Origin of the sequence: Lysinibacillus sp. FSL W7-1291 (genome assembly GCF_038593415.1) — a bacterium.
GTDB lineage: Bacteria > Bacillota > Bacilli > Bacillales_A > Planococcaceae > Lysinibacillus > Lysinibacillus fusiformis_D.
Window position 1 is genome coordinate 3,055,532 of record NZ_CP151994.1, and the last position, 23,685, is coordinate 3,079,216.

At 38.5% G+C, this 23,685-nt stretch carries 23 protein-coding genes, 1 riboswitch and 1 other annotated feature; of the genes, 2 read left to right on the forward strand and 21 right to left on the reverse strand.

What is annotated here, in order from left to right:
• Nucleotide 1 precedes the first annotated feature (1 nt).
• Both pssA and sigK read left to right on the forward strand, forming a co-directional pair.
• Nucleotides 2-502 (forward strand): CDP-diacylglycerol--serine O-phosphatidyltransferase, encoded by a 501-nt coding sequence (gene pssA, locus NST76_RS14825; protein WP_051891644.1) that lies wholly within the window; start codon nucleotides 2-4, stop codon nucleotides 500-502.
• An 86-nt stretch (nucleotides 503-588) separates the two neighbouring features.
• Nucleotides 589-1,296, forward strand: a complete 708-nt coding sequence (sigK, locus tag NST76_RS14830) for an RNA polymerase sporulation sigma factor SigK (protein ID WP_036121917.1) — start codon at nucleotides 589-591, stop codon at nucleotides 1,294-1,296.
• 329 nt (nucleotides 1,297-1,625) lie between these two features.
• Here sigK and mtnN read toward each other — a convergent pair whose 3' ends face one another.
• The 21 genes from mtnN to hpaB form a co-directional block, all read right to left on the reverse strand.
• Nucleotides 1,626-2,318, reverse strand: coding sequence for a 5'-methylthioadenosine/S-adenosylhomocysteine nucleosidase (mtnN, locus tag NST76_RS14835; RefSeq protein WP_036121923.1), 693 nt, complete (start codon nucleotides 2,316-2,318; stop codon nucleotides 1,626-1,628).
• A gap of 59 nt (nucleotides 2,319-2,377) precedes the next feature.
• Nucleotides 2,378-3,037 (reverse strand): YrrS family protein, encoded by a 660-nt coding sequence (locus NST76_RS14840; RefSeq protein ID WP_036121926.1) that lies wholly within the window; start codon nucleotides 3,035-3,037, stop codon nucleotides 2,378-2,380.
• A gap of 131 nt (nucleotides 3,038-3,168) precedes the next feature.
• Nucleotides 3,169-3,657: a transcription elongation factor GreA gene (gene greA / locus NST76_RS14845; RefSeq protein WP_036121930.1), complete on the reverse strand. Its 489-nt coding sequence runs from the start codon at nucleotides 3,655-3,657 to the stop codon at nucleotides 3,169-3,171.
• A gap of 175 nt (nucleotides 3,658-3,832) precedes the next feature.
• Nucleotides 3,833-4,471, reverse strand: coding sequence for a uridine kinase (gene udk, locus NST76_RS14850; RefSeq protein WP_036121933.1), 639 nt, complete (start codon nucleotides 4,469-4,471; stop codon nucleotides 3,833-3,835).
• Nucleotides 4,471-5,751 (reverse strand): U32 family peptidase, encoded by a 1,281-nt coding sequence (locus NST76_RS14855; protein WP_342544088.1) that lies wholly within the window; start codon nucleotides 5,749-5,751, stop codon nucleotides 4,471-4,473. Before NST76_RS14855 ends, udk begins: the two co-directional genes overlap by 1 nt.
• Before the next feature lie 13 nt (nucleotides 5,752-5,764).
• Nucleotides 5,765-6,697, reverse strand: coding sequence for a peptidase U32 family protein (locus tag NST76_RS14860; protein WP_036121940.1), 933 nt, complete (start codon nucleotides 6,695-6,697; stop codon nucleotides 5,765-5,767).
• A 5-nt stretch (nucleotides 6,698-6,702) separates the two neighbouring features.
• Complete coding sequence (locus tag NST76_RS14865; protein ID WP_036121943.1) at nucleotides 6,703-7,335, reverse strand: O-methyltransferase; 633 nt, start codon at nucleotides 7,333-7,335, stop codon at nucleotides 6,703-6,705.
• A 285-nt stretch (nucleotides 7,336-7,620) separates the two neighbouring features.
• The gene (gene mltG / locus NST76_RS14870) at nucleotides 7,621-8,748 is read right to left on the reverse strand and encodes an endolytic transglycosylase MltG (protein WP_342544089.1); all 1,128 of its coding nucleotides are present in this window, start codon (nucleotides 8,746-8,748) and stop codon (nucleotides 7,621-7,623) included.
• A gap of 171 nt (nucleotides 8,749-8,919) precedes the next feature.
• On the reverse strand, nucleotides 8,920-10,107 hold the full coding sequence (locus NST76_RS14875) for an acyl-CoA dehydrogenase family protein (protein WP_058844211.1): 1,188 nt from the start codon (nucleotides 10,105-10,107) through the stop codon (nucleotides 8,920-8,922).
• Nucleotides 10,104-11,450, reverse strand: coding sequence for an LLM class flavin-dependent oxidoreductase (locus NST76_RS14880; RefSeq protein WP_342534982.1), 1,347 nt, complete (start codon nucleotides 11,448-11,450; stop codon nucleotides 10,104-10,106). The genes NST76_RS14875 and NST76_RS14880 overlap by 4 nt, the downstream gene beginning before the upstream one ends.
• A gap of 14 nt (nucleotides 11,451-11,464) precedes the next feature.
• Complete coding sequence (locus NST76_RS14885) at nucleotides 11,465-12,301, reverse strand: MetQ/NlpA family ABC transporter substrate-binding protein (protein WP_036121957.1); 837 nt, start codon at nucleotides 12,299-12,301, stop codon at nucleotides 11,465-11,467.
• A 14-nt stretch (nucleotides 12,302-12,315) separates the two neighbouring features.
• Nucleotides 12,316-12,918, reverse strand: a complete 603-nt coding sequence (locus NST76_RS14890; RefSeq protein ID WP_230593802.1) for a methionine ABC transporter permease — start codon at nucleotides 12,916-12,918, stop codon at nucleotides 12,316-12,318.
• On the reverse strand, nucleotides 12,911-13,990 hold the full coding sequence (locus tag NST76_RS14895) for an ATP-binding cassette domain-containing protein (protein WP_036121963.1): 1,080 nt from the start codon (nucleotides 13,988-13,990) through the stop codon (nucleotides 12,911-12,913). The genes NST76_RS14890 and NST76_RS14895 overlap by 8 nt, the downstream gene beginning before the upstream one ends.
• Nucleotides 13,991-14,029: 39 nt before the next feature.
• Nucleotides 14,030-14,839 carry a MetQ/NlpA family ABC transporter substrate-binding protein gene (locus NST76_RS14900; RefSeq protein ID WP_342534983.1) on the reverse strand — a complete coding sequence of 270 codons (810 nt, stop codon included), beginning with the start codon at nucleotides 14,837-14,839 and terminating at the stop codon, nucleotides 14,030-14,032.
• Nucleotides 14,840-15,649: 810 nt separating this feature from the next.
• The gene (locus tag NST76_RS14905) at nucleotides 15,650-16,177 is read right to left on the reverse strand and encodes a DUF1292 domain-containing protein (protein ID WP_036124330.1); all 528 of its coding nucleotides are present in this window, start codon (nucleotides 16,175-16,177) and stop codon (nucleotides 15,650-15,652) included.
• Between the two features lie 287 nt (nucleotides 16,178-16,464).
• Nucleotides 16,465-16,773: a DUF1292 domain-containing protein gene (locus tag NST76_RS14910; protein WP_036124332.1), complete on the reverse strand. Its 309-nt coding sequence runs from the start codon at nucleotides 16,771-16,773 to the stop codon at nucleotides 16,465-16,467.
• Nucleotides 16,774-16,792: 19 nt separating this feature from the next.
• Nucleotides 16,793-17,209 carry a Holliday junction resolvase RuvX gene (gene ruvX, locus NST76_RS14915; protein WP_036124334.1) on the reverse strand — a complete coding sequence of 139 codons (417 nt, stop codon included), beginning with the start codon at nucleotides 17,207-17,209 and terminating at the stop codon, nucleotides 16,793-16,795.
• A gap of 2 nt (nucleotides 17,210-17,211) precedes the next feature.
• Nucleotides 17,212-17,478 (reverse strand): IreB family regulatory phosphoprotein, encoded by a 267-nt coding sequence (locus NST76_RS14920; RefSeq protein WP_004226839.1) that lies wholly within the window; start codon nucleotides 17,476-17,478, stop codon nucleotides 17,212-17,214.
• A 156-nt stretch (nucleotides 17,479-17,634) separates the two neighbouring features.
• The gene (gene alaS / locus NST76_RS14925; protein WP_342534984.1) at nucleotides 17,635-20,295 is read right to left on the reverse strand and encodes an alanine--tRNA ligase; all 2,661 of its coding nucleotides are present in this window, start codon (nucleotides 20,293-20,295) and stop codon (nucleotides 17,635-17,637) included.
• 114 nt (nucleotides 20,296-20,409) lie between these two features.
• Nucleotides 20,410-20,627, reverse strand: a binding site (T-box leader).
• Nucleotides 20,628-20,694: 67 nt separating this feature from the next.
• The gene (locus NST76_RS14930; protein WP_036124338.1) at nucleotides 20,695-21,660 is read right to left on the reverse strand and encodes a magnesium transporter CorA family protein; all 966 of its coding nucleotides are present in this window, start codon (nucleotides 21,658-21,660) and stop codon (nucleotides 20,695-20,697) included.
• Nucleotides 21,661-21,907: 247 nt separating this feature from the next.
• A riboswitch (M-box (ykoK) riboswitch) is annotated at nucleotides 21,908-22,073 on the reverse strand.
• Between the two features lie 56 nt (nucleotides 22,074-22,129).
• Nucleotides 22,130-23,563 carry a 4-hydroxyphenylacetate 3-monooxygenase, oxygenase component gene (hpaB, locus tag NST76_RS14935; protein WP_271910489.1) on the reverse strand — a complete coding sequence of 478 codons (1,434 nt, stop codon included), beginning with the start codon at nucleotides 23,561-23,563 and terminating at the stop codon, nucleotides 22,130-22,132.
• Nucleotides 23,564-23,685: the final 122 nt, after the last annotated feature.

Here is a 23,685-nt window from a genome sequence, read left to right on the forward strand (position 1 = left end):
AATGAAATCGCACGCAGCTAACTTCATCACAATTAGTAATATGTCCTTTGGAGGCGCGGCTATTATGGCCACTTTACATGAATATTATAGCTATAGTGTCTTGTTTATCTTTATTGCAGCCCTTCTTGATCGCTACGATGGTAAGGTAGCGAGAGCACTCGGACAAGTGTCTGAGTTAGGTAAACAATTAGATTCTATGAGTGATATTATATCATTTGGTGTGGCACCTGCATTATTAATGTATGAAGTTGTTCTAGTTGATTTTGGTTTTGCCGGCATGATGATGGCCGTATTATTTATCGTCTGTGGCGCGATGCGTTTAGCTCGCTTCAATATTAGTGAAGCGAATGGTTATTTCACAGGTTTACCAATTACAGCTGCAGGTACGTTCTTAACTTTAACGTATTTCGCAGCCAATGCGTTCCATCCGGCATTTTATCTTTTCCTTTTTCCCATCTTAGCTTTACTCATGATTAGTACATTTACGTTAAAAAAAGTGTAACAGCACATTTGCTGTTGCACTTTTTTCATTTCCCACAGCTTTTAAACATATACTGTCGAAAAATGGGGAAAGGATGAAATCATTCAATGAGCGGAATTTTTACATCAATGTTGCAGTTATGGCTTGAAATCCCTGCGTTGCTTGGCTACTTAAAGGGGCAAACATTCCATAAACCCTTTTCAAAAGAAGAGGAAGCTGCTTGTATTGAACGATTTTTAGGTGGCGATGAGCAAGCACGTCTTGACTTAATCGAACGCAATATGAGGCTTGTCGCGCACGTCGTAAAAAAATTCCATCCAAAACATGAACAACTAGATGATTATATTTCCATCGGAACAATCGGTCTAATGAAAGCTGTCGAGAGCTATACCCCTGACAAAAAAACTAGACTTGCCACATATGCAGCCCGTTGTATTGAAAATGAAATTTTAATGCATCTGCGCACACAAAAAAAAGTGCAGAAAGACGTATCACTGTTTGAGCCTATTGGGACTGATAAAGATGGTAATGCACTGCAAATTCGTGATTTACTTCAGTGTGACGAAGAAAGCGCCACAGAAAAACTAGAGCATAAAGAACATGTGGCACAGTTATATCACTATTTGCATATGCTTGATGAACGTGAGCTCGAAATTGTGACACTACGCTATGGTTTAAACCAACAGGATGCCCTTACACAAAAGGAAATTGCTGCTCGTTTAAATATCTCACGCAGCTATGTATCTCGCATTGAAAAGCGAGCACTTATTAAACTCTATCAACTATACAAACGAGACCAAAAGTCTATTGAATAATATATTGTAAAATGGACAGTAGAAAAATTCAATGCATCATTGGCGGAAGATGTGCCTATTTCATGGCATATAAAAAGCTCCCCTGCGACATGACTATGTCGCAAAGGAGCTTTCCCGTCATACTAATGCGCTGACTCCGATAGTTCTGCTGAAATCAACGTGCCTATTAAAGTTGTAATAATGACTACACCCGCTGTTAAAAATAACATCATGAATGCCTCCCATTCTATTATGAAGAGATTTATTACTGTCAGTGTAGCATTTGTCCATTGCTTTAACTGTGATTTTTCTCACAGAATAACACGCACATTTTGACCATTTTGTGTAGTTTATAGAGAGGCAATTGCTTTTAAAACGACTTGTGTAGAATGCTTTGCAGCAACTGGTAAAAACTCATCGAAACTAATATTCGATTCTTTCCCAGCAATATCTGATAAAGCACGAATGACAACAAAAGGTGTAGCAAATTGATAACATACTTGAGCAACCGCAGCCGCTTCCATTTCTACAGCCTTCATTTGAGGGAAATGACGACGAACCGCTTCTACACGTTCAGGATCATTCATAAAAGCATCTCCAGAGCAAATTAAACCGATGCCATACTGATGCTCTCCAACCGCCTTGACGGCCTCCTCAGCGACTTTCATCAATTTCTCATCTGATTTATAAGCTGCTGGCATCCCAGCCATCTGTCCGATTTCATAGCCAAAAATTGTGACATCTACATCATGGTGGCGAACTTCATCAGAAATGACGATAGCGCCTACCTCAAGTGCCTCGTCATATCCACCTGCAGAGCCTGTATTCATAACAACATCCGGCTTAAACTCATGTAAAAGGATTGTCGTAGACATAGCAGCATTCACCTTGCCAATACCACTTTTTAATAACACAACTTCCTTGCCTTCATAAGTCCCTGTTGTATACTCACTGCCTGCAATCATTGTACTTTGTGCATCGTTTAATGCTGCTCTTAGAAGCTCTACTTCCTCTTCCATTGCGCCAATTACTGCTATTTTCATGTACTGTTACTTCCCTTCTTTATCAACTCTATTAAAAATAATCAAAAGAGTGATTTTCGTCAATAGGCGCCTTCTAATGTGTTAAGTTGCTCCAACTTCACGGGCTTCCATCCTTCATTTTCAACCCATTCCATACTGACACGGTACATCTGAGATTTATCATTCGTTGAAACTGTCGCAACGGATGAATTAGGACCACCATTATTTTGCATACGCCAAATAATCATATTGCTTTGTTCGATGCCTGTCACAGTCGAAACAGTGGCTACCTTCTCAGCCCAGTCTACAGACTTGTCATCATATGAAGAAACATGCTGACCTGTTTGAGTTGTAGGTGTTGGCTGCCAATTTTTATTCGTGATAACCTTGTCAACAATTGGATTATCCGATGTCGACTCTTCTGGCGTACCTTGCTCTTCCTGAGATGTATCAGGCTCCGATTCTTCCTCGGAAGTTTTGTCTTCTTCAACAGCGAGATCTTTATCCTGTTCTTTCGCAGGTTCTTTATCTACTTCTTTTTCGTTATCACCGCTCTTTTCCTCTTGAGCTGGTTCATCTTTCACTGCTTGATCTGCATCATCTTGCCATTTAAACACATAGGTTGCTGTAATAATAATAAGTACAACCACAACACCTATTAAAACATTCAATAGTTTATCTAGCTTTTTATTACGAGATGGCTGCAAATGACGACTACTTCGAGTTTGTCGTTCACTCATAATGTCTCCCCCTCTCTAGCAAATATTCTATCAAGTTCAACAGCTCTTGCAAAATAATTATACTCACTATTTTATTGCCAAAGAATGTTAAAAGCAGTCAGCCTAAGGCTAACTGCTTGTACACTTACACATTATTTAATGGAAATAATTTTCACTTTCATTTCGCCACCAGGTGTTTGTACGGCAACTTCTTCACCTTCAGCACGACCAAGTAGACCCTTTGCAATTGGCGATTCATTTGAAATGCGGAATTCCATTGGATCTGCCTCAGCAGAACCAACAATTGTATACGATTCTTCATCTGATGACGGTTTACCATTAATGATTTCTACAAATGTAACCGTTTTCCCAAGTGATACAACACTGTTATCTGTCTCATCCTCAGAAATAATCACTGCGTTACGAATCATTGATTTTAATGTAGAAATACGACCTTCTAAAAAGGCTTGCTCTTCTTTTGCTGAATCATACTCAGCATTTTCAGATAGATCTCCAAAATCACGTGCTATTTTAATACGTTCAACGATTTCTTTACGTGTTTCTGTTTCTAATTTTACTAATTCTTCTTCTAATTTACGTTTTCCCTCAGCTGTCATAGGGTACTGTTTTTCATTTGCCAAAGTCCTTCACTCCTTGTTTCTTCAATATAAAAACATAAAACTCGACTAAATGCACGGAAGATGCATTTAATCGAATTTTATTATTTTTAAACTTTTTCAAATTACGCTTTGACCTAATAGTATGCATGCTTTTTTTAAATATGCATGAAAATATTGTCAATACCACTCTATCTTATTACAATACGTTGTCGGTTTCAAGAATAGTTTTAATTTTCGTTACCATTAAATCAATTGCCACCTCATTATCCCCACCTTCTGGAATAATGATATCAGCATAACGTTTCGTTGGTTCAATAAATAAATTATGCATAGGTCGAACCGCTGCTAAATACTGCTCAATAACCGAATCAGTTGTACGACCACGCTCTTTAATATCACGCATGATACGACGAATAATTCGTAAATCTGAGTCTGTGTCTACGAATAATTTAATATCCATTAAATCACGTAAATCAGCATCTTCTAGCACTAGAATACCTTCTAGGATAATAACATCTACTGGTTCAACATGGATCACTTCTTCTGCTCTCGTATGCTGCACATAGTCATAAACAGGTTTTTCAATTGGTTGACGCACTAACAATTTTTTTATGTGCTCAATTAATAAATCATTATCGAAAGCCAACGGATGATCGTAGTTTGTACCTAAGCGTTCTTCAAATGTTAAATGACTTTGATCTTTATAATAAAAATCTTGTTCAATCACCACAACGGAATGCTCACGGAAAACTTCATAAATGGCGCGCGTCACACTCGTTTTTCCAGAGCATGAGCCACCAGCGATTCCGATGACAACTGGTCGCTTTGCTGCCATTAGTTATTCTCCTTTCGCATCATATTATGCGGTTTTAATGGTGTGTCACATTTAAATTTCACAATTTGTAATGGATGACGGGCAGCATCTAGGCTATTGCCATCCTCGTCCCAAATTTCGCCCATTGTTAAACGGAAATTTTCAATTTCAGGACCAAAGAATTCTACTTCATCACCAGGTTTAAAATAATTTCGTTGTTGCATCGTTACTATTTTTGTTTCTGGATCATGATCTAAAATAAGACCTGCAAATTCATACGTTGTTTTACGACCATGTACTCCAAACATTTGCTCCTCGAAGCCAGGTGCATCATGGAAGAATGCTTCAGCCGTATCACGGTTGGCGCATTTATCCAATTCTTCGAGCCACTCGCGTTTAATTTTAAAGTTTTCTGGACCTGCACAGTAAGCATCAATCACTTTACGGTACACTGAAACAACTGTCGCAACATAATGAATGGATTTCATACGACCTTCAACTTTTAACGAATCGATCCCAAGCTCAATCATATGAGGAATTGCTTCGATTAATTTTAAATCTTTTGGACTCATCGCAAAAGATGCGTGCTTGTCATCGAACAGTGCTTTTTCTTCACCATCTTCTAATTCATATAAATCATAGTCCCAACGGCATGATTGACAGCAACCACCGCGGTTAGAGTCACGAGCAGTCATATGATTGGACAGAACACAACGACCAGAGTAGGCGATACACATTGCACCATGAACGAAAGCCTCGATTTCAATATCAACCTTTTCCTTCATCAGCTTCATTTCTTCTCCGCCTACTTCACGTGCTAAAACGACACGATGTAAGCCTTCTTCTTTCCAGTACTGAACAGCCTTCCAATTGGACAGTGATTGCTGTGTAGAAAGATGAATTTCAAGCTTAGGTGCTGCTGTACGACATGTTTCAATAATCAGTGGGTCTGCAACGATAATTCCTGTTACGCCTGCTGATTCAATATCCTTTAAGTAACGCTCTAAGCCATCCATATTTTCATTGTGAGCAAAAATATTTGTCGTGACATAAATTTTTGCCCCATATTGTTTGGCAAATTCGACACCTTCACGCATCTCTTCAATCGAGAAGTTGTCTGCATTGGAACGTAGTCCAAATTCTCGTCCACCAATAAATACCGCATCTGCTCCATAATGAACAGCTACTTTTAATTTCTCTAAGCTACCTGCTGGGGCAAGTAGCTCTGGTTTTTTAGTAATGACACGTTTACCGTCGACAATCTCACGGATTTTGTCATTTTGTTCTAATGCTAATGCCATGGTATTGCCCCTCCTAGTAAACTGTTTCCTTGAAGATAAAGCCTGTATCTAATGGTCTAATGGCTGGTTGAATATCTTCAATTCGTGCTAATAAATCATCTTTTATCTCTTCATACGCGTTTTCTGATTCATCAAAATACGTATCGATGGCTTTGCGATAGATTTCTGTAACCGTTACTACATAGTCTGGTGTTTGTAGAACACCCTCGATTTTCAGGGCATCAATGCCACCTTCGAATAATTCACCAAGCTCATCAATTATACACATATCATTTGGACTGAAAATATGTGTCCCATTGACATCTTCATAAATAGGATATTTATTATTTCGCTCATCGTCATGTAGGAACATATTACGATTTTCTTGACGGTTTTCAATGGCCATCACCTTATCTTGATATAAGAAATAATGACCAAGTAATGGGCGTTTCGATTGGAACATACACGTCATGCCATGTACTTGTACCTCAATCTCCATCTCAGTATTTTCTTTAATTTCTAATACTTCATCAAGAGAAAGTTCACGTGCTAATACGGCACGCTTTGCACCACGTTTCCCCCAGTAATTCGCTGTAAACCAGTTTGTAGCAGTCGTTTCTGGATTCCAATGTAATGGAATCGTCACGGCTTGCTCGCGGCGAATAATAAGTACCGCTGGATCACCATAAATTAAACGATCCACTCCGATACGTTGCATTTCTTTTAAATAGTCTGCCAGTGCCTCCAGTTTCTCATTATGAAAAAGTGCATTGACCGCAACATAAACCTTTTTACCTGCTGCGTGAATTAGCTTCGTCGCTTCTTCCACCTCTTCAACAGAGAACTCTCCAGCTAGACGTAGACCAAATTGTTGCTCACCAATAACAAAAGCATCTGCTCCAGCTTCTAAAAGTGCTTTTATATGTTCTACTGATTGTGGTGTCACAAGCAATTCTGGTTTTTTCATAGTAGTCACCTCTTCAAACATAGTAATAAACCGTCACCGACTGGCAAAAAAGCACTTGTATAATCTGGGTGCTGCATAATCCAATCTGTGAAGTTTTTTAAATTGCGAATCATTGTCCGCTTACGACGTGGCACATCCTTCAGCTCTAAATCAGACAGGCCATGCATGTACATATTATCGATATACAAAACCCCACCTGAATTCACTAAAGGGGCGTATTTTTCAAAAAAGCGTTGATACTGTCCCTTTGCGGCATCGATAAAGACCGCATCGAAAGTCGTATCAATAGCCTCGTCGTTCACCTCTAAAGCGTCACCCTCAATGACCGTAATTCGATCTGATACAGTAGAACGTCGAATATAGGCTTTCGCCCTTGTTACACGCTCTTGATCACGTTCAATTGTAACAATTTGGACATTGGGCAATGCCTCTGCCATTCGAATAGCAGAATAGCCAATTGCTGTGCCTATCTCTAAAATTTTTGACGGATTTTGAATACGTAACAGTTGATTTAATGCGTCAATACCTGCTAATTGCATAATCGGTACATGATTCTCCTCCGCGTATGCTTCCATCTCTAAAAGCAATTCATTACGTGGCTGTATAAATGATTGTATATATGCATCTGATAATTCCATTGTTTCACCCTCATTTAAAAGGCAACGGGCGTTTGCCGTTGTCTGTACTTCATCATTTATCAACAAAAAGAAAAAGACCAAACGTGATGTCTTGGTACTTTGCCATACAAAAATGAGCAATTGTTTAGATATGCTCCAACAATTGCTACCACGCATATTTGTCCCGCATAAATGAACGGATTGATCAAAAATCACACTTTATAATAGCATGAAAATAGAAGGAAAGCTATTTTTCTTTCCTTCTATCCATCTGTTTGCTATATACTTTTTGCTCTTCCTAAACGCTTATTCTTCTTTTTGTAAATATTTTGCTATTTTCTGTAAATGCTCATCATATGTTTTCGAGAAGTGATTAACACCCTCTTTATCTGCTAAGAAATAGAAATAGTCGGTTTGACTTGGATTTAATGTTGCCTCAATAGAAGTTTTACCAGCACCAGCGATTGGTCCAGGTGGTAAGCCTTTATTTTTATAAGTGTTATAAGCATTATCCACTTCTAAATCTTCAAAAAGCACACGATCTTTATGATCACCAAGTGCATATAACACGGTCGGGTCTGTCTGTAATGGCATGCCTTCATTTATTCGATTATAGAAGACACTTGCGATTGTCTCTCGATCTGTTTGAGCTGTCGCTTCTTCTTCTAATAATGAGGCAAATGTTAACAGCTGATGCACCGACATTTGTTTTTCTGCTAAAACATCACTATAGTTCTTCACCACATTATTCATCGCCGCTATCATCTCTTCTACAATTCCCTGTAATGATGGTTTTTCTTCATAGTAAGAGTAAGTGGCTGGGTAGAGATAGCCCTCTAAATCATAGCGAATATTATCCGCTAACACAGCCTCCGTGACAAGTTCAGGATAATTGGCCATCATTTGCTGAACAAATGTATCACTCGTCACAAGATCCATAAATTCCTGTTTTGTGTATGGTGTTTTCTTTTCAATCACATTCCCAATTTGTTCAAGTGTTAAGCCCTCCGGAACTGTCATTGTAAAGACAGGCTTACGGTAGACTTTCCCTGTTTTCAAGCTTTCGATCAGTTCATCGAATGTCATCGCCTGTGTTAGATCATAATTTCCTGCTTGGAATTGAGATTCATTTTTAAATTTTGCATAGTATTTAAAAACACGTGCATCTTTAATGACGTCTTTTTTCTCTAGCAGCGTGGAAATGGATGATAAACTAGAACCAATAGGTACTTCCACAGCAATGGTCTTCGTCGCATTAGGATCGAGTGGCTTTAATGCACCCTTGACATAGTTGTACCCAAGAATACCAACAACACCGATTATAAGCACGAAAACAATCGCAATAATTGCAACGATTTTTCTCACGATTTTTACCTCAAATTTTCTTTCCTGCATTTTTGAAAACATTTCTTGTTTTTTAGAACCGTTATCCACGGGTTTCCCCCCTATCACTAATCAATATCATACTAGAAATCAACTTTCACGACAAACAGAAATCGACAATTCAGGAGAAATTGTATATGTAAAAAAAATCTGCCAGCTATTTTTACTGGCAGATCCTCTCTCTATAAAATCTTGCACGGTTCAAAATCTTCATTATATAAACTATAATTGAAAAGTTTCTTGCTTCTTATCCGCAAGTAATCCCATAGCAAGTTGAGCTATCACCACATCATCTGCTGGCGGATTAAAGCGACTACATTGAACATCTCTAAATAGACGCTGGATTTTGTTTTCTTTAGATAAACTTCGTCCCCCTACAACTTGCATGGCTTTTGTTACTATATCGATGGCGTAATTACAAATTACATACTTTGCGATACTAACAGACTCTGATAGTTGCTCCTTAAGAGCTGGATTTTGTTCTACCTGTGTTGCAATACTATACAATGTTCTTCGTGCAGTTTGATAAAGTACTTCTATTTCACCAATCCTTTGTTGGACATGACTAGCATGAGCGATTGTATTTTCTAAGCTATGTGAATACGTATTTTTGGCAAAATCAATTGCATAATCTCTTGCTGCTCCTGCCACTCCTAAATAAACGGCTGGAATCTCTAACGAATAGACTCGACCATCAGCTAAAAAACGATTAACTCCATTTGGATGATGTCTGTAAAGCAACGCTGCCTCTGGTACAAACGTATCATGAAAAATAATATCATGACTACCTGTTGCCCTCATGCCCATTGCATCCCATGTTTCAACAATTTCCACCTGTTCGTTTTTCGTTATTAGAAATTCCGCTGTTAGGTTTTCTTCTTCCAGATAAGCAATAATGGTGAATTGTTTTAAAATCGGCGCTAATGAAGCAAATGCTTTTTCACCAGTAATGCAATATCCCCCTGGCACCTTTTTAGCAATTGTACCAGGTAAACTCCCCCGAGAAATATTCCCCTTTCCACGTTCACTGCTAATAATATTCAAAAGTGAGCCTTCCTCAACTGCTTTTCGGCATAATTCTGCAAAGATAGGTTCCGGCCATGTTTTTGCCTCACGAACATTCAAAAACGTCAATAAATGCCAGCCAACAGACAAGGCAGTGGAAGCATCGCCTCTAGCTAATTGTTCCTGCACTAATAACATCTCGTATAAAGAAATTTCTTCTCCTCCATATTTTTGAGGCACTGTTAGTCGAAAATAGCCTGCATCTTCTAAAATTTTAAAATGCTCAAACGGAAATTTTCCACTCTCATCATATTGGTTAGCTGTCTTCTCAATTTGTTGCGCTAAATTCTGAGCATATTGAACAAGCCTTTGCTCTCGTTCATTTCGAATAAAAATATCCATCATTCCTGATTCACCTTACTTTTAGCAAAGCGATTCAGCGGTTTTTTCAAGCCTAAATGCTCTCTTAATGTTGTGCCCGTATAATCTTTACGATAAATACCTCGCTCCTGCAAAATCGGTACAACCTTGTCAACAAAATCTTCTAAATCACGTGGTAATAACGGAAACTGTAGCATAAAGCCATCTGCTGCTTGCTCTATTATCCAACGCTCCATCTCATCCGCTATTTGTGTTGGTGTTCCGACAAAAGCATCGCGCTTTGCAGGTCCAAAAAGGCGTGCATACAAATCACCAACTTTTAAATTTTCCTTCTTAATAATCTCTAAGTGTTCATAGAAGTGACTTTGAATACTATTAACTTCTGGGAATTCCACTTCAATAGCAGGTGTATCGAGGGGATACTTTGAAAAGTCAACATTCCCCATGTACCCCGAAACAAATTTTAAGCTTTCGTATGGATCAATCAATGACTGTAATTCATTAAATTTACGAATTGCCTCCTCCTCTGTATCACCTACTATTGGGGAAATTCCTTGTAAAACAAGGAGCTCCTCCTCCTTACGTCCAAAGGGAGGAAGCTGTGCCTTTAATTGCCGATAGTGTTCTTTCGATTTTTCAATATCATCCCAATGGACAAATACAACTTCCGCTGTACGTGCAGCTAATTGTTGGCCTGGTTTAGATGCACCAGCCTGCACAATAACAGGCTGCCCCTGTACAGAACGAGCAATATTTAATGGACCTTTGACAGATAAATAGTTGCCCTTAAATGATGTTTCATGCACTTTAAGACGATCATAAAATAGATTATTATCTCGATCATAGAGAAAAGCATCGTCTTCCCATGAATCCCATAGTGATTGAACAACATCGATAAATTCCTCTGCACGTTCATAGCGATGATCATGCTCCCAATGCTTATCGCGGCTAAAATTTAATGCCGTTTCTCCTGTGGCATCTGCTGTGGTTACTAAGTTCCAAGCAACTCTCCCATTGCTTATATGATCGATGGACATTAACTGTCTTGCCAGCACATATGGCTCACTGTATGTGGTTGAAGCTGTTGCACCCAGTCCAATTTTAGTTGTTGCCGACGCTAAAGCCGTAATTTGAATTAATGGATCAAAGCGATTTAAAATATGTGGATGTGACTCATGATTAATGGCTAAACTGTCGGCAACAAAAGCTATATCAAACTTTCCTCTTTCCGCAATCTGAGCTACTTTTTGTAATGCCTGAATATCGATGCTTGCATTTGCTTGGGCAGATGGGTGCCTCCATGCAGCAACATGCATACCTGCTCCTATTAAATACAAGGCTAGCTTTATTTCTTTTTTACTAGTCATTGTTATCACCCTTCCTAATATGAATAGAAATCTTTCCATGTTGCTAATTCATCCAGTGGTAGCTCCACTGGAATATAGTTACCATTTGACACTTCTTTAATAAACTTCCCCGTTTCATCTCGCTGATAAATTTCCACGATTTTCTTCAATATGTCATTATTTTTGTCTTCTGCCTTTGCCACGATAACATTAATAAATGGCTTAGCTGTTTCACTTTCGTGAATGATGGCATCCTTCAATAAAAGACCAGCTTCTACAGCAACTCCATTATTAATAATGGCAAAATCAGCATCCTCCATCACACGTGGCGTTGTTGCACCATCAACAGGCAAAATGATTAAGTTTTTGGGATTATCCTTAATACGGTCTTCTCCACCGTTACCATCAAAATCATCCGTTACTGTTAGTAGTCCATGCTCCTGAAGCAGTAGCAAAGCTCTACCCCAGTTGGAAGGATCATTTGGTACAGCAATTTTTGCACCTTCTTTTATATCATCTAGCGATTTATATTTGTTTGAATATAAGCCAATTGGTGCCATTATTGTTGTGCCAATTGCCTGTAAATCCGAGTTATTGTTCGTATTAAATAAATTTAAATATGCAACATGTTGAAAAGCATTAATATCTACTTCTCCCTCTGCCAATGCTTGATTTGGGTCATATTGAGCAGAGAATGTTACTAATTCCAAGTTAATACCTTCCTCACTAGCCTGTTCTTTTATATACGCCCATGTTTTCAATTCCGAGCTACGGATACCCACTTTCACAGTATCTTTTTCATCCGCCTCTGCACATGCCATTAGTAACAATAGTAATGTAAAAAGCCCTATTAAATATTTCAGTTTTTTCATGCTCACATTCTCCCCTAAGACACCCTACGTATTTTTCGTTCAAGACTGTTGCCAATGCTTTGAATAATTTGCACAAGTACAACTAAAATGACTACTGTAACCAAAATCGTTGTATTATCAAAGCGTTGATATCCGTAAGTAATGGCAACATCACCTAAACCACCACCTCCAACAGCTCCAGCCATGGCCGTCGCACCAACAAGCCCAATCGTTGCAGTTGTGACACTTAAGATTAACGATGGGAAGGCTTCAGGTAACAAAAATTTTCGAATAATCTGAAATGGAGAGGCTCCCATTGCTTTGGCTGCTTCAATGATGCCTTCATCCACCTCTAATAATGAATTTTCTATTAATCTTGAAATATATGGTCCAATATGCAAGATTAGCGGCACAATGGCAGCAGTCGTACCAATGGCAGTGCCAACGAGTAATCTTGTGAATGGAATAATTGCAACAAGTAAAATAATGAATGGAATGGAGCGCAATGTATTGACGATCGGATTGACAACCGAGAAGATTAATTTATTTTCAAGAATATGCCCTTTTCTCGTCACAACTAAGATTACCCCTAAAATAAAGCCTAAAATAGCGCCAAAAAATAAGGAAATGCTAACCATGTACAACGTATCTAGAACCGCGTCGATAATGATTTGTGTACTCACTTTCACGTGCAACAACCTCCTCTATTTGAATATTTTTAGCCTGAATAAAAAGAAATGCTTTTTGTATATCTTTTTCAGAACCAACGAGCTCCACGATTAAATGGCCGAATGGAATTCCTTGTAATTCTGTGATATTGCCGAATAAAACATTGACATCTACAGCAAACTTTTTCGCCACCTGTGAGACAATCGGCTGCCCAACGTCTACTCCTATGAATTTTAAATTGTAAATTTTTTTAGAAGCATCTATACTTTTTAGCTGCTCATAAACAGAAGGTGGAACTTCATCACGAACAACCGATTGGACAAAATTTTTAGTTGTCTCTTCTCTTGGTGAGGAGAAAATTTCAAGTACATTGCCTGTTTCAATAATTCTTCCATTTTCCATGACAGCGACACGATTACAAATATCCCGAATAACCTCCATTTCATGAGTAATCATTAAAATTGTAATACCGTACTCGATATTGACCTTCTTCAGTAAGGCTAAAATCGATTTGGTCGTTTGTGGGTCGAGAGCCGAAGTTGCTTCATCGCATAAAAGGATAGTTGGTTTTGTCACTAATGCTCTTGCAATGCCGACTCTTTGTTTTTGCCCGCCTGATAGCTCATCAATATAGCGATCCGTTTTGTCTGCTAAACCAACAAATGCTAAAACCTCTTTTACTTGACCTTCCAAATTTGATTTTTTTACTCCACTTATGATTAAAGGCATTGCTACATTTTCAAATACTGTTTTAGAATGCAGGAGATTAAAGTGTTGAAAAATCATGCCGATATTTTTCTTCTCCTCTCGAAGCTGCCTTTTAGTGAGCGTGGTTAATTCTTTGCCATTCACAAGTACTTGCCCAGATGTTGGCTCCTCCAGTAAATTTACTGTCCGAATCAGTGTGCTCTTACCAGCACCACTAAAACCGATAACACCAAAAATATCCCCCCTCTGAATTGTTAAATTGATTTTATTTAGAGCCGTTACAGTCGAAGTACCGACCTGGAATTCTTTTGTTGTCTCAATAAACTCAATCATGCACGTCTACCTCCTTAGCATTTATGTGATTGCACAGCTTTAAAATGCTGGGACAACAGCACCTTTATATTGATCTTCAAAGAACGAACGTGCCTTTTCACTTGTTAACCACTTAACAATTGTTTGTATAGCTGGATCATCCTTTTTTTCATTTGTCGAGGCTATTATATTGACATAAGGTGATTCTGAATCTTCTATAATCAGTGCATCCTTCACAGGATTATAGCCCCCTTCTAATGCGTAATTTGTATTGATAGCAGCTGCTTCTACATCATCTAATGAACGAACAAGTAGTGGAGAATCAACACCTATAAATTGAATATTCTTCTCATTTTTCGCAATATCTTCGACTGTATAATCACCTTTCTTCGTTTTATCTAATTCAATCAAACCATTATTTTGAAACAGTAGTAACGCTCTTGAGAAATTGACAACATCATTAGGTACAGCAACCTTTGCATTTTGTGGCAAATCACTAATTTTTTTTATTTTTTTTGAGTACACACCAAATGGCTCAATATGAATTCCTTTTACACTGACTAAATCTAAATGACTTTCTTTATTCGACTGTTCTAAAAAAGGGACATGTTGAAAATAGTTAAAATCCAACTCACCATCTGCCGTTTGTTGGTTCGCTTGCACAGCATCTTTTATAATGGTAATGTCTAGTTTCACTCCATCTTTTTCAATATCTTTTGCTAAATACTCCAATACTTCCGCATGAGGAACATTGGCTGCCCCTACTTTTAATGTTACAATCTCCTCTTTAGTAGCCTCTTCTTTGTTTGTGCAACCAGCCAACAAGCCTATTACCAATGCACCGATAAGCCATTTCCAACCTAGTCTCATCACATTACCTCCTTAGTTAATAAATTTACTTGGTTTAATTTAAAACAAATCTTATCTATTTACTAAGAATTGGTCAATGCTCCTTTTGTTCCATTTATTAAAAAATTCAGAAAATTTAAAGTTAAAATGCATATTTTTTCTCGAAAATTCATTAAATTTAATCGAAAATGCAAAAATTCCATTTGCAGATAGAATATTTTTAGACCCTTGATAGAAAATTTCTATTAATAAAACAAAAACCTCTGAGTGGCTAACAACCACTCAGAGGTTTCATAGTATTGAAAAACAAAACGATTCACAGCATTTTTGCGAAAGGTAAAAAAGGATTTCCGTTGCAGGCTACTTGCTTTCCTGTGGGCGAGCGCCGAGCCGCTTCCTCTGCTACCGCTCCGTTTAGAGGCTCGCCTGTCTCGCTATCCCACGGGAGTCAAGTAGCCTTCCACTCCAACCCACAAAAATATTGCCTTTTTTAGCAAAGGTCTTTACTACTCTTTATGGAGGGGTGTTGTCACACATCACTTCTCCACATTGAAAGTAAGAGGCTATTCTCTCTTATAATATAAATAATGGGCTATTTTGTTCAGGAAAAGACACTTTTGCAGAATGGTTGATTGGAGTGGATTTAGCGTCACAGAGGAGACCCTGGAGCGAACGCAGTAAGTGAAGTGGCTCATCGGACACCCCCTGGAAAGGACGCTGGTGGAACGGAAATCAACCCCTCGCCTTGCTAAAGGTTCTTTTTCTGCTATTGACATCACCTTTTTTCAACAACATAAAAAACTGTGAGTGGCTAACAACCACTCACAGTTTTTACAATTCGTTTAATACATCCTCAACAAAGGCCCATTCTTCATCCGTTTCAATTGGTAATAATTCTTCTATAGAACCGTCATTTCCAGACAAATATTGAGCTGCAAAAATATCACGTTCTTCCATAGGTTCATCCGTCGCTGGAACATATAAAACATACGATTTACCAAATTGCTCAGATGAAAAAGTATGAATAACCTCACAAATTTGATCTGTTCCATCTTCATTGGTCACAGTAATAAGCTGGGGCTCTGCATCGAATTCATCAAGAAGTGTCAACACTACCTCATTAATCATTTCCCATTCGGCATCCGTTTCAACTGGCTGTAAATTGGCCATTTCACCCGTATTGTCATCATAATCAAAGGTCATCGCTGAAATATCCCCCGGGATTTCTTGCCCCTTGTCATCTACAAGTGAAAATAACACATAAGACTTGTCCTCTGCATCAAATGTAAAGACCACACGGCATTTTTGCTCTTTGCCACCTTCGACTATTATCGTAAATTCTTGTGTTTCTTCATTCATTTGGGTTCCTCCTTTATACCTTTGCTGTCATTTATTAAGTGGATTTTATTTACCCCCACGCTATTATTGTTGAGTATTTTATTAGCGGGCTCTTGAGTAGTTCCAGTCATTTGATGAGTGCTGTCACCCTACTTTTGAGCGGTTTCTCTCACTTTACGAACGATTTTACAACACTCTTGAGCGAAACCCACATGTATCTCCACAATTCAACTACTAGACAGAGGCTCAATAAAAAAGGAACAAGGAATGCAAGCTGCGATCCTTGTTCCAAGCTTTGAGTTAGAAGATTATTCTTCGTTTTCATCCTCTAAAGCATTTAAAACGTCCTCTACCATATCCCACTCTGCTTCAGTTTCGATTGGTGTTAATTCACCATCTTCACCATTTTCAGATGGTACAAATGAAGATACGAAGATTTCAACTGAGCCATCTTCATCTTCTTCTGCGCCTACCATTGAGTAAAACACATATGATTTGCCAAACTCTGGAGATTCATGAACGTGAATCACTTCACAAAGCTGCTCGTTTCCGTTTTCGTCAATCACTGTAATGTGTTGAACATGTAGTTCTTCTTCATGGTTATGCTCGTGTGTCATGCCTAAGTCACCTCATCAATTAATTTTTGCTATCTAAGTAGCCTTGTAAAATCATCACAGCCGCCATTTTATCAATGACCTGCTTGCGCTTTTTGCGACTCACGTCCGCTTCGATTAGCATACGTTCTGCAGCCATCGTCGTTAAACGTTCATCCCATAACTTAACCGGTAGTGAAAATGTTTCTTCCAACAACTTTTTATAGTCCTCAGATGCTTCTCCACGCGGTCCTACCGTATTATTCATGTTTTTCGGATATCCTACAACAAATTCTGTTATAGCATATTCCTTTACTAGCTCGGCGATGCGGTCAATACCGAACTCTCCGTTAGCCTCATCAATTTTTACGGTTTCAATACCTTGGGCAGTCCACCCGAGTGCATCACTAACAGCAACCCCAACAGTTTTCGACCCAACGTCTAATCCCATAATTCTCATTTCTAGTCCTCGTTATTCTTTTTAATATAAAATTTAACAAGCTCCTCTAGAATTTCGTCACGCTCAAGCTTGCGAATTAAATTACGAGCATCCTGATGGCGAGGAATATACGCCGGATCACCAGAAAGTAAGTAACCAACAATCTGATTGATAGGGTTATATCCCTTTTCCTCTAATGAAGAATGTACTTTCAACATTACTTGCTTGACTTCCTGTTCCATTGATTCTTCTGGAAAATTAAATTTCATCGTTTGATCAAATGAACTCATGACCAGCACCTCGCTTTCAGAAATAAGGAGATGTGCAGACAAGCTCATCTCCAATTTCTCTTTATTATAACATGTTTTGGCGTATTATCAATTATACCTCGGCATAATTACGTTCGAAATCAGCCAGAGGCTTTCACTTCTTTTCGTTGAAAGAAGTTAAATGGATTTAATATAATCATACACAGAAACTAGTGCTTCATCAAGTTTTGAGGCATCCTTTGCACCTGCCATCGCCATATCTGGGCGACCGCCACCTTTACCGCCACAAGCTTCTGCAACCATTTTCACAATATTCCCCGCATGGTAATTACCACCAACTAATTCTTTGGAAACCCCAGCGCATAACATAACTTTTTCGCCATCAACCGCTCCAAGAACAATAACTGCTTTTGGCATTTTCACTTTTAAGTCGTCCATCATTTGACGCAGTTGATTATTATCCTTCGCCTCTACTTTTGTCGATAGAACTGTCACATCGCCAATTGTTTGTGCTGCATCAACGATAGCTCCTGCCTGTGCATTTGCGATTTTTTGGGATAAGGCTTCATTTTCTCGTTGTAACTCTTTATAGTCAGCCTGCAATGCCTGCACTTTTGTCACGATATCTTTAGGGTTTGCTTTTAATAATGCTGCTGCCTCATTTAATAAAGCTTCTTCCTCTTTTACTGCTTCATAGGCAACCTTACCTGTCACAGCTTCAATACGGCGAGTACCTGCACCAATACCACCTTCTGAAACAATTTTGAAGAAGCCAATTTCAGAAGAACGTTTGACATGGATACCACCACATAGCTCAATCGAATAATCTCCGATTGAGACGACACGAACTACATCGCCATATTTTTCACCGAACAATGCCATTGCACCCATCGCTTTCGCTTCGTCAATGCCTTTTTCTTCAATAACGACCTCTATATCATCCCACACTTTCTCATTTACAATACGCTCGATTTGCTGTAATTCTTCTTTTGTAACTTGACCAAAATGAGAGAAGTCAAAACGTAATCGGTCAGGACCTACATATGAACCAGCTTGATTAACATGATCACCTAGCACATCTTTTAATGCACGTTGCATAATATGTGTCGCTGTATGGTTTTTAATAATTAAGTTACGGTCATCACGATTGACCACTGCTTGCACTGCATCTTCTACATGCATTTCACCAGATTCAACTACTACTGTATGAAGCGGTTGACCATTCGGTGCTTTTTGAACATCTTTTACGATAGCCGTAAAACGATCATTTGAAATAGTACCGCTATCAGCAATTTGACCACCCATTTCTGCATAGAATGGTGTCTTCGCTAAAATAACGAATGCTTCTTGTCCTTCAGAAGCAACTTTTGCTACTTGACCATTGACGATCATTGCAGCGATTTCAGTAGAAACCGTTAACGTATCATAGCCAACAAATTCACTTGCAACTGTTAAGTTTGCTAATACTTCATTTTGTACTTGCATAGAATCAACATCTTGACGAGCTGCACGAGCACGTTCCCGCTGTTCTTCCATCGCTGCCTCGAAGCCCTCATGATCAACCTTCATGCCCACTTCTTCTGCATATTCCTCTGTTAATTCGATTGGGAAGCCATACGTATCGTATAAACGGAAGGCATCTGCACCAGGAATATAATCGTGGCCAGCTGTTTTTTGCGATTCCACTACTGCATTAAAGATTGCTAAACCACCGTCCAATGTTTCATGGAAACGAATTTCTTCATTTTTAATGACACGTTGAATAAATTCACATTTCTCCGTTACTTCTGGATAGAAGTCTTCCATGATTTTCCCTACAGTTGGTACCAGTTCAAACATAAATGGCTTCTCAATGCCAATTTGTTTAGCATAACGAACAGCACGGCGTAATAAACGACGCAATACATAACCACGTCCTTCGTTTGAAGGAAGAGCACCATCGCCAATGGCAAAAGCTACTGTACGAATATGGTCTGCAATAACTTTAAACGGTGTATTAATATCCTCTTCTGAGCCGAAAATTTCATTTAAATCTACTTCGCTAGGACGCTTATATTTACGGTTGGCAAATTCCTCGATTTTTTCAATGATTGGCATGAATAAATCTGTATCGAAGTTTGTTGGTACATTTTGAACAACAGATACAATACGCTCTAAGCCCATACCTGTATCAATATTTTGCTTTGGTAGGGGTGTGTATGTACCATCAGGATTATGGTTGAATTGCGAGAACACAAGGTTCCAAATTTCGAGATAACGTTCGTTCTCCCCACCTGGATACATTTCAGGATCATTTTCATCTGAGCCATATTCTACACCACGATCATAAAAAATCTCTGAGTTAGGACCAGATGGACCTTCTCCAATATCCCAGAAGTTTCCTTCTAAACGGATTAAACGCTCTTCAGGAATACCGATTTCTTGATGCCAAACATCATATGCTTCCTGATCTTCAGGGTGAATTGTGATAGATAATAACGCTGGATCAAAGCCCATCCATTTTTTATCCGTTAAAAACTCCCAAGCATAATGGATTGCTTCTTTTTTGAAGTAGTCACCAATGGAGAAGTTTCCTAACATTTCAAAGAATGTATGGTGACGAGCTGTTTTCCCAACGTTCTCAATATCATTGGTACGAATCGATTTTTGTGCATTCGTAATACGTGGATTGTCAGGAATAACACGACCATCAAAATATGGTTTAAGAGTGGCAACACCTGAGTTAATCCATAGTAGTGATGGGTCATTTATTGGCACAAGTGGCGCTGATGGCTCATGATGATGTCCCTTTTCTTTAAAAAATTCCAAATACATACGGCGAATATCTACTGCTTTCATTGGATAAATTCCTCCTATTTTATATTGTAAAATCACGATAAGAATCCTGCGATCTACATGAATTACACTTTGGAGAGTACTATCGAAGAAAATAAAAAAAGCCCTCATCCCCAAAAAAGGGACGAGGACTTGTCATTTGTCTCGCGGTACCACCCTAGTTGTAAGTAAAAAATGCTTACTTACCTCTTTAGCACTTGTAACGTCAGTGAACGGCAGGGATTAGCTGCACTCTGGAGTAGCTTTCGGCATTTGCTGTCGTGAGGATTTTTCCAGCCTAGAAATCCCTTTCTTGTACACGCACAAATACGTACTTTTTCCATCATCGTTTTTACTTTTTCTAACGAAATTATAAAAAAAATCTATTGTGCTGTCAATTAGTACTACTATGACTAATGCTATCTAAGCAATCATTTTTTTAAAATATACCCACATACCCCAAGTAAAGAGCACTAGAAAAGCACTGATTGCAATCGTTGCAATAGGTGAATCCTGATAAGGTAACGGCACATTCATACCAAAAAAGCTAGTGATCACAGATAATGGTAACATTATTGTAGAAATAACTGTTAGTAAATTCAGCTTTTCAATGGATTTACCACTATTAATTGAAAAATATGTGTCGAGCGTACTGTTAACTAAATCGCGGTATGTCTCTGTAGAGTCAACAATACGTTCTAGATGGTCATTTAAATCTTTATAGAATGGGATATTTTCTTCCTGTATCTCAAATTTCCACTGACCATTGATTGTTGAAAAAATTCTTCTTTGCGGCATGATGGCCTGGCGAATTAAAATAATGGCCCGCTTTAGTGCAAGAAATTCCTCAGTCACTACTTTAGGTTGATACTCATAAATTTCTTCTTCTAGTTCATCTATGCGAGTTCGAATTCGCTCTAATACTGGAAAATATTCATCTGTAATGCCATCTATAATGGTATGCAATAAAAAATCAGTACCCTTTTCCATATATTCGGAACGATTAACACAAACATTTTCCATGTGACCTAGCCATTGCAATTTCCGTTTGTGTACAGTGACAACATAGTTTGGACCCATAAAAATATTGAGCTCAACGGTTGTAATTTCATTATTACTTTTTTCATTATAAATGGGTGCATGGAAAACAAAAAATTTATAATCGCCATAATTGTCCATTTTCGGACGGGAGCCTTCATGTAAGCAATCTTCAACTGCTAATGGATGAAAGCCAAATACATCTGCTATATTATTCAATTCATTATAACTATACGCATATAAATCTACCCATAATAAATCTTCATTATGAATAGGTAGTTGTAAATCCTTCATGTTGAAATCATGTTGGACTGTCTTGTTGCTGCTATTAAAATAGTGGATTTTAATCATTGCACTTCACCTCATGTTTTGTTATTGAGGGAAACAAAAGGTCATCCTTTATCGCCTTTTGTCTGCGTTGGTGATCCGAAATGGATGCCTTTTATTTGTTTCCGTTTGCCTAGAATGATACTTATTCGGTTCAGGACTACTATCCATTTCTCATCACCTTCCTTTCATAACAAAAACACGCCTTCTACGAATGAAGGCGTGTTGAATACACATATCAAAAAAGAGCAATAAAAAATCGTTGCATGCGTGTTACCTTCAAACGTTGAGTTTTAGCACTATGCGGCATAGGAATATGTCCAGCTACGTTAAAAAACACCTTATTTCGATGATTTCTGTTGACCCATTGGCGTCTCTCGACATTTTTGGGTAGTAGCGTATCTCCAGCATAGGAGCCTCACCTAACGAAGGGATGTTATTCTTTTATTCCTATAAATCATAGCGGATTGAATTCAAACTGTCAAACTGTAAATCATTCATTTTTCAAAAAGTCTTCTACTCTTTGCACGAAGTGGTCCCGTTTATACGATTGATAGAGCAGGCTAGATAAACGCACTGGATCACCAAAGAAAAAGCGTTCATACAGTGTTTGCCTTGTGCCAAAACTACTCATTGTTAAATCCCAAGCTAAACGAAATTTTTTCACTCGCTCTTCGCCTTTATCTTGGAATGATTGCAAATAGTGATCAAGATCGCCTTCATCTGCTGCAAATGCTTTGGCACTTGGTATGGACATTAAGCCGCTTGCCCCAAGTTGTTGGATGATTTCCGTAAAAGTCGGATATACTCTCGGGAAAATTTGAATGGCTACTTGCAAAGTTGAGAGGTCTGGTCGAAGAAAGCCGAACATATCTCGCTGTGCATCTATTTCTGATTTTACGAGCATTGCCTTCATCGTTTCTAGTGTCACAATTACATCCACTACTTTTTGTTGTACATGTTGGTAATCACCGATATTAATGGTGTCCACAATCGACTGCACAACACCTAATACAAATTCAGTCTTCGCAATTTGCCGAGAAAGTACTTGATGTAAACTGTATGCTTGGAAGCCACTAACATTCATAAATTGATTGGCAACATCTACATTTTCGTAATAAAAAACCCGTTCCCAAGGGACAACTACATCATCAAAAACAACAATCGCATCCATTTCTTCAAAACGAGAGCTTAATGGATAATCAAATGAGGAATCTCCACCTACAAAAGATTGGCGACATAAAAACTTTAAGCCCTTCGTATTACTCGGTATCGAAAAGCCGAAACCTTTTCCTTCATCATAACCATTTGTTGATAAAACGAGCAGTTCATCCGTTATGCCGCCCTGTGTTGCTAGTAATCTCGCCCCTTTAATGATTAAACCTTCACTCGTCTTGTCAATAATTTTGGCAGCAATCGTCACTTCTTCATCCTCATAATAATAGCGCTTACGGTTTACCTGTGGTTCGATAAAGGTATGGGTCATAGTAATATCATTCTCACGAGCATACTCATAAAACTTCAGTAAATGCTCTGGAAAACAATTTGGCTTATCTTTTAAAAAGTCTGACGCTGAAGCTAAGGCCATTAAGGTCGTATTCATATAATCTGGGCTTCTCCCCATAAAACCATGGGAAGATAATGCCCATTCCCTTGCCGCATGGCGCCTTTTCACAAGATCTTCTGGCGTCATTACTTGAAGAAAAGACATGCCAACTCTCTGCTTGCTAGTTGGCGATTCATAGGTCATTTTTTCAAGAAGAGCCCCTTGATGTTGTAAGTCAAAAAGTTTTGCTTGACTCTGCATAATCCCCTTAAATGCAGGATGTTCTGACACCTTTCCTGTCACGACTTCCCCATCAATCGAAATATACGTTTTTAAAGCATCTATACGTTCAATATACTGTTGCCCTGTCATTATTGGCATGCTGTCACCCCTATACATTCCCTATGTTTTTGTACTCACCTAGTATATGAAATGTCCAAATATTAGGTGACGATGGGCTAAATAGAAAAGCCCGACTAGACAGTCTAATCGGGCATATACAG

Coding starts and splice junctions, on each gene's coding strand:
- NST76_RS14885 (WP_036121957.1), bottom strand. CDS start 12,301: ATGAAAAAACTGAAATATTTAATAGGGCTTTTTACATTACTATTGTTA.
- pssA (WP_051891644.1), top strand. CDS start 2: ATGAAATCGCACGCAGCTAACTTCATCACAATTAGTAATATGTCCTTT.
- NST76_RS14920 (WP_004226839.1), bottom strand. CDS start 17,478: ATGAGTTCATTTGATCAAACGATGAAATTTAATTTTCCAGAAGAATCA.
- sigK (WP_036121917.1), top strand. CDS start 589: ATGAGCGGAATTTTTACATCAATGTTGCAGTTATGGCTTGAAATCCCT.
- NST76_RS14855 (WP_342544088.1), bottom strand. CDS start 5,751: ATGGCATTAGCATTAGAACAAAATGACAAAATCCGTGAGATTGTCGAC.
- NST76_RS14865 (WP_036121943.1), bottom strand. CDS start 7,335: ATGGAATTATCAGATGCATATATACAATCATTTATACAGCCACGTAAT.
- hpaB (WP_271910489.1), bottom strand. CDS start 23,563: ATGCCAATAATGACAGGGCAACAGTATATTGAACGTATAGATGCTTTA.
- NST76_RS14900 (WP_342534983.1), bottom strand. CDS start 14,839: ATGAGACTAGGTTGGAAATGGCTTATCGGTGCATTGGTAATAGGCTTG.
- NST76_RS14880 (WP_342534982.1), bottom strand. CDS start 11,450: ATGACTAGTAAAAAAGAAATAAAGCTAGCCTTGTATTTAATAGGAGCA.
- NST76_RS14840 (WP_036121926.1), bottom strand. CDS start 3,037: ATGAGTGAACGACAAACTCGAAGTAGTCGTCATTTGCAGCCATCTCGT.
- alaS (WP_342534984.1), bottom strand. CDS start 20,295: ATGAAAGCAGTAGATATTCGCCGTATGTATTTGGAATTTTTTAAAGAA.
- NST76_RS14910 (WP_036124332.1), bottom strand. CDS start 16,773: ATGACACACGAGCATAACCATGAAGAAGAACTACATGTTCAACACATT.
- mtnN (WP_036121923.1), bottom strand. CDS start 2,318: ATGAAAATAGCAGTAATTGGCGCAATGGAAGAGGAAGTAGAGCTTCTA.
- NST76_RS14930 (WP_036124338.1), bottom strand. CDS start 21,660: ATGATTAAAATCCACTATTTTAATAGCAGCAACAAGACAGTCCAACAT.
- NST76_RS14890 (WP_230593802.1), bottom strand. CDS start 12,918: ATGGTTAGCATTTCCTTATTTTTTGGCGCTATTTTAGGCTTTATTTTA.
- NST76_RS14895 (WP_036121963.1), bottom strand. CDS start 13,990: ATGATTGAGTTTATTGAGACAACAAAAGAATTCCAGGTCGGTACTTCG.
- NST76_RS14860 (WP_036121940.1), bottom strand. CDS start 6,697: ATGAAAAAACCAGAATTGCTTGTGACACCACAATCAGTAGAACATATA.
- udk (WP_036121933.1), bottom strand. CDS start 4,471: ATGGCAGCAAAGCGACCAGTTGTCATCGGAATCGCTGGTGGCTCATGC.
- NST76_RS14905 (WP_036124330.1), bottom strand. CDS start 16,177: ATGAATGAAGAAACACAAGAATTTACGATAATAGTCGAAGGTGGCAAA.
- NST76_RS14875 (WP_058844211.1), bottom strand. CDS start 10,107: ATGATGGATATTTTTATTCGAAATGAACGAGAGCAAAGGCTTGTTCAA.
- ruvX (WP_036124334.1), bottom strand. CDS start 17,209: ATGAGAATTATGGGATTAGACGTTGGGTCGAAAACTGTTGGGGTTGCT.